Genomic DNA, 4,739 nt, shown 5'->3' on the forward strand with positions numbered 1-4,739 from the left:
AACCCTTATATAGAAAGGCATTTAGCGATTTTTGTCAATTATTTCTTATCTAGAGCGAACTAATCAATTAAGTCTCTTGCCAGATAAGGATTTAGTCGATTTATGCCCCCCTATCGAACCATACCAAGTAACGAAGAACCATATTTAATTCCACCCACCTACTTAAGACTATTTATTCTTCTTCTTCTTCTATAGCATAATTATCTGGATCGATAATATCGTCTAGTTCTTCTAAAATTTGCAAATCGGGATGAGCATCAGATTGACGTAATTTTAATCTTCCTGTCCGTTCTAACCAATGGAGAAGGGTTTCTTTGGAAGTTATCTGCATAACAGGAATTGCCTGATAGCGAGGTTCTTGACTAAGAGAAGGATTAAATTTCATACCTGTTGAATTTCCTTTGAGAAGTTAACTCTATTGGTTGTTCTATTGTTGATCACGAAGCAACCCACAAAAAACTGAAAAAAATTGTCAAGTTTAGCAAAGCAAAAAAGTTCAGCTGTCAGATTTACTATTTGGACAGATAGATAGAGTCGGTTCCAATATATGCTCCCGATACTTGGGATGCAGACTCTATGGTGTAAATTAAAGTTTTCCTGTCTCGCTCAACTTAAATGTCAATCCTACGGTTTTTATCTAGCTAACGGAAAAGGTGATTAATAACACCAAAGCAACCAACAAAACCGCCCCTACTCCTTGCAAAATATACCATTTTTGCTGTTCTAAAGATGGGGATTTTGATAGATAAATCTTGGGTTCGCTACCATAGTTATTGATGATTCCTTCATCATCTACTGTATAGCCCTCTGGGAGAGGTATATTAAGTGATTGATAGTTTTGCCCGTTTATATCTAGTTTAACCTCAGCAGGAATTAATTCACTTCCATCGCTTGGGGAATAGACTGTCGCACCTGTCTCTTGATTAGATTTAGTAGAGTAGTGCATGATCATCTCTCTTCAAAATCTGAGTATAACACAGAATAAGGCGAAATGGTTTTTAGGCTAATTTTTTCCTAGGGCTTTAATCAGCAAATTTGGCTAATGTCGGCAAATTAAAGCAAAAAATATGATTTTATAACTTGACAAAGCTAGATAAAAACATTTAGTCAACTCGCTATTCACTTTTTAGCATACCAGCGCCATAAAACTCGCGCTAAACGTTGGGGATCATGACTAACTTTGGCAGTAACTTCATCTTCTGCCATTACATTCGCTAAAACAATGCGATAACCCATTTTTCCCACCTCCTCGCGGTCTAAAAACACAGGATGACTATGCTCTTGGGCGTATAATTGCAGAGATTGGGGCGATGGTGCAGTTCTTTGGGCTAAAACTGCATCAAAGATGCGTTCCTCGCAGACTTTTTCGATCGCCCGAATATGATCAGCCACCGAATAATTATCCGTTTCCCCCGGCTGGGTCATAATATTACAAACATAGACACGGGGGACTGTCACCTGTGCTAGGGCCTGACGAATTGCGGGAACCAACAAATTAGGGATAATACTGGTATAAAGACTACCCGGCCCGATAATAATATAATCTGCCTCCTTGATTGCCGCTAAAGCAGCCGGTAAAGCGACCGGATCGGCAGGATGACAGCCAATCTGACGAATTTGCCCCATAGCTTCGGTTATCTTCGATTCTCCCTCAATAATGCGCCCATCGGCTAACTTAGCCCAGAGACTAACATCGGTAAGGGTAGCAGGTAGCACTTTGCCGCGAATGGCCAAAACTTTGGCACTAGCATCGATCGCCTGTTCCAGATCGCCGGTAATCTCGGTCATAGCGCTGATAAATAAATTACCAAAACTGTGGCCCGATAAACCATCCCCGGCATGAAAGCGATATTGAAACAATTCCGTTAATAACTTTTCCTCATCGGCTAAAGCGGCGATACAATTGCGAATATCCCCCGGGGGTAAAATGCCCATTTCCCGACGTAATCGGCCTGAAGAACCGCCATCATCAGCTACGGTGACAATAGCGGTGATATTAGAACTATACTGTTTTAAACCGCGTAAAAGCGTCGATAAACCCGTACCGCCACCGATGGCCACGATTTTCGGGCCGCGATGGAGACGACGATGGGTGCGTAGGAGATCGACTAATTCCTCCGATGCGTCCGGTTGTAGTGCTTCTGTAATCGTTTCGACAGTGCGACTCTGACCCCAGAATAACAAAAAGACACCCAACAAAACCGCCAGCGGCCCGGAAACAGAATTAGGGACCAAACGGGCGATCGTTTCTAATGCTTGGGAAACAAACTCTAAAAAGCGATTAACTGGGGTTAATTTTACCCAAATAGCCAAACCGAAGGAGGTGAGAAAAACACCGGTTAAACTGATTAAAAGCCAGCGTTTGACAAAAAGACCGGGAGAAAGCCATTTAAACCAACGATTAACCCGTTTAGGCGTTTTTCTGCCCACAGAAGCGGCTATTTTTCCCTTCTGAGCGTTGAGTTCCCGTAGCGTCTGTTTAAATGGACTCATAGATGTGGCCTGGCAGCGAACGCATTGATTCTGGAGAGACTGTAGCCGAAAAAGGGGACAAACTCAAGCTTAATTAGGGTCTGCTGAAAAAGTTTTTTGTGGGGAGAGGGTGTGGGGTGTGGGGTGTAGGGTGTAGGGTTTTCCCGATTTTGAGGAGGTCAATTACCTAATTTTCAGGGAAAAAGTCCAGGGATTTTCCCCCCGATCACTCCCATATCTGGTACTTTTTGATTGCCAAAAAGTCTAAAAGTCTTACCCAACAAGGTTTTTAGATTTATTCAGCCAGCCTGACCTAACCTCCCACTTGAGAATAGGCCGCCTCGGAAATTGTGGGAATATCGGCGTATTTGCCGATAACCGACTGTATAATGCTGTAAACACAGGCGGCAAATGCTCCCAAAAAGACGACGTTAAAAAGAGTTTCTACCACTAAATTCGCCCCTAAACCCCTAGCGACGAAACCTAAGACCAATCCCAATAAATACACCAAAATCTCGATTAAAATCGCCTGCATGGTGTTAAAGCGGATAAAATGACTGATGCGGGGATTGCGTACCACGGCGAAAAAGAGGACGAAAAAGATAATTAAACTGCCAAAGCTTCCCAGAGAACTATAGAGAAAAGCTAAGGGATATAAGGCTATTGCTAAGGCCGCTCCTAAAAAAGGAATTTGCTGAAAGATAAAGATCCCGAAGGCAAAGGCCGAATATAAGGGTAAAAGATATACTAAAGCTGCAAAAATGCGATCTTTTGTATCGGTTGAGCCGCGCCAAGTCATAATCTATTGTCTCCTGAGACTACTGCTAACTCTCTTCAAGATAACCCGGCAGCCCATCAGACTTCGCGTAACTGAAGAAATTGATCGAGGCCGAAGATTCTTGGACCTCGATCGAGTTATCGAAAATTTGGGTTAAAACCCCGTCGTTTTACGACGGCTTTTCCTGATTTTTGATGTAGCACTTAAGAACTTCCAGTGGCGCACCTCCTACAGAAGATACAAAATAACTGGGCGACCAAAGAGCGTCTTTCCCGTATGGCTTAGGATAACCAGCTTGTCCATACCTACGACTAGAGGCTCCCTTTAAAGAGTTGACCATCACGGAAATAGATAGTTTCGGTGGGTATTCAATCAATGCGTGTACATGATCAGACTCCCCGTTAAATTCCAATATCTGAAAATTCATCTTTTCCGCAACTTCCCTAAAAGATTTTTCAACCAAAGTCAGACTTTTACCAGTAAAAACCTTTCTTCTGTATTTTGTCACACAGACCAAGTGTATCTTTAAATCGGAAACAGAGTTTCTTTCTCTTCGCAACTGACTTGACATTATTAACAGACCTAGTTAGGGGCTGCTGAAAAAGCTTTTCTGGGGGCAGGGTGTGGGGTGTGGGGTGTGGGGTGTGGGGTTTGATCGATTTTCATGTGGTCAACTACCTAATTTTCAGGGAAAAAGTACCTGAATTTTCCCCCCTATCCCCGCAATGGCTGGCACTTTTTGAGGGGAAAAAAGTCCAAAAGTCTTATCCAACAAGGTTTTTAGATTTATTCAGCAAACCCTAGTTAAAATAAATACAGACACACATATCTTAACCCAATGAAAGCAAGGTATCAATACCGTATTTACCCAACAGACCAACAAAAGAGGCTTTTGTCTCAGTTGTTCGGGTGTGTGCGCGTTGTCTGGAACGATACCTTAGCTTACTGTCAAGAACTCTATCGACAAGGGGAGAAAAAGCCAAAATATACTGAGTTATCTAAAAGACTAACTCAAGTCAAGAAAACAGAAGAAAAACAGTGGTTAACCGAGGTTTCTTCTATCCCTTTACAGCAGTCTTTGAGAGACTTAGAGACTGCTTACTCTAACTTCTTTGCATCTTGCAAGGGAGAGAGAAAAGGAAAGAAAGTCAAACCTCCTAAATTTAAGAAGCGTAAATCTAAACAATTAGCAAGATTTACCGATAATGGTTTTACCGTTAACCAACACTGCGTTACTTTAGCGAAAATCGGTGATTTAAGAATAGTTTGGAGTCGCCCATTACCTTCTAAACCTTCTAGCGTCACCGTGATCAAAGACGCATCAGATCGATACTTTCTTAGTTTTGTCGTCGAGATTCAGTCCGAAATACTTCCCAATAATGGGGAGTCAGTGGGAATTGATCTAGGGATTGCTACCTTTGCTACCCTCTCAACAGGAGAAAAGATAGACGCACCGAAACCGTTAAAGAAACGATTAAAACGACTAAGA

General features: G+C 42.3%; 7 protein-coding genes. 2 read left to right on the forward strand and 5 right to left on the reverse strand.

Annotated elements, in window-relative coordinates:
* Positions 1-172 precede the first annotated feature (172 nt).
* From O9290_RS10965 to tnpA, 5 genes are all read right to left on the reverse strand, one after another.
* Complete coding sequence (locus O9290_RS10965) at positions 173-385, reverse strand: DUF3134 family protein (protein ID WP_002762915.1); 213 nt, start codon at positions 383-385, stop codon at positions 173-175.
* Between the two features lie 252 nt (positions 386-637).
* Entirely contained in the window at positions 638-946 is a 309-nt protein-coding gene (gene psb34, locus O9290_RS10970) for a photosystem II assembly protein Psb34 (protein ID WP_002734380.1), read from the reverse strand.
* 173 nt (positions 947-1,119) lie between these two features.
* Entirely contained in the window at positions 1,120-2,493 is a 1,374-nt protein-coding gene (locus tag O9290_RS10975) for a gluconeogenesis factor YvcK family protein (RefSeq protein WP_287703471.1), read from the reverse strand.
* A gap of 292 nt (positions 2,494-2,785) precedes the next feature.
* On the reverse strand, positions 2,786-3,271 hold the full coding sequence (locus O9290_RS10980; RefSeq protein ID WP_002762922.1) for a Tic20 family protein: 486 nt from the start codon (positions 3,269-3,271) through the stop codon (positions 2,786-2,788).
* A gap of 148 nt (positions 3,272-3,419) precedes the next feature.
* Positions 3,420-3,821, reverse strand: coding sequence for an IS200/IS605 family transposase (gene tnpA / locus O9290_RS10985; RefSeq protein WP_288057207.1), 402 nt, complete (start codon positions 3,819-3,821; stop codon positions 3,420-3,422).
* 50 nt (positions 3,822-3,871) lie between these two features.
* Here tnpA and O9290_RS28180 point away from each other — a divergent pair, with 50 nt between their 5' ends.
* Complete coding sequence (locus O9290_RS28180; protein ID WP_353852135.1) at positions 3,872-4,054, forward strand: hypothetical protein; 183 nt, start codon at positions 3,872-3,874, stop codon at positions 4,052-4,054.
* Positions 4,055-4,088: 34 nt separating this feature from the next.
* On the forward strand, positions 4,089-4,739 hold a 651-nt coding region (locus tag O9290_RS10990; RefSeq protein WP_288087047.1), incomplete at its 3' end, for an RNA-guided endonuclease InsQ/TnpB family protein.

The sequence above is a fragment of the Microcystis sp. LE19-41.2A genome, assembly GCF_027530405.1.
Taxonomy (GTDB): domain Bacteria; phylum Cyanobacteriota; class Cyanobacteriia; order Cyanobacteriales; family Microcystaceae; genus Microcystis; species Microcystis aeruginosa.

Excerpts from the sequence above, each read along its gene's own strand:
- psb34 (WP_002734380.1), bottom strand. The coding sequence starts at position 946 with ATGCACTACTCTACTAAATCTAATCAAGAGACAGGTGCGACAGTCTAT.
- O9290_RS10975 (WP_287703471.1), bottom strand. The coding sequence starts at position 2,493 with ATGAGTCCATTTAAACAGACGCTACGGGAACTCAACGCTCAGAAGGGA.
- O9290_RS10965 (WP_002762915.1), bottom strand. The coding sequence starts at position 385 with ATGAAATTTAATCCTTCTCTTAGTCAAGAACCTCGCTATCAGGCAATT.
- tnpA (WP_288057207.1), bottom strand. The coding sequence starts at position 3,821 with ATGTCAAGTCAGTTGCGAAGAGAAAGAAACTCTGTTTCCGATTTAAAG.
- O9290_RS10980 (WP_002762922.1), bottom strand. The coding sequence starts at position 3,271 with ATGACTTGGCGCGGCTCAACCGATACAAAAGATCGCATTTTTGCAGCT.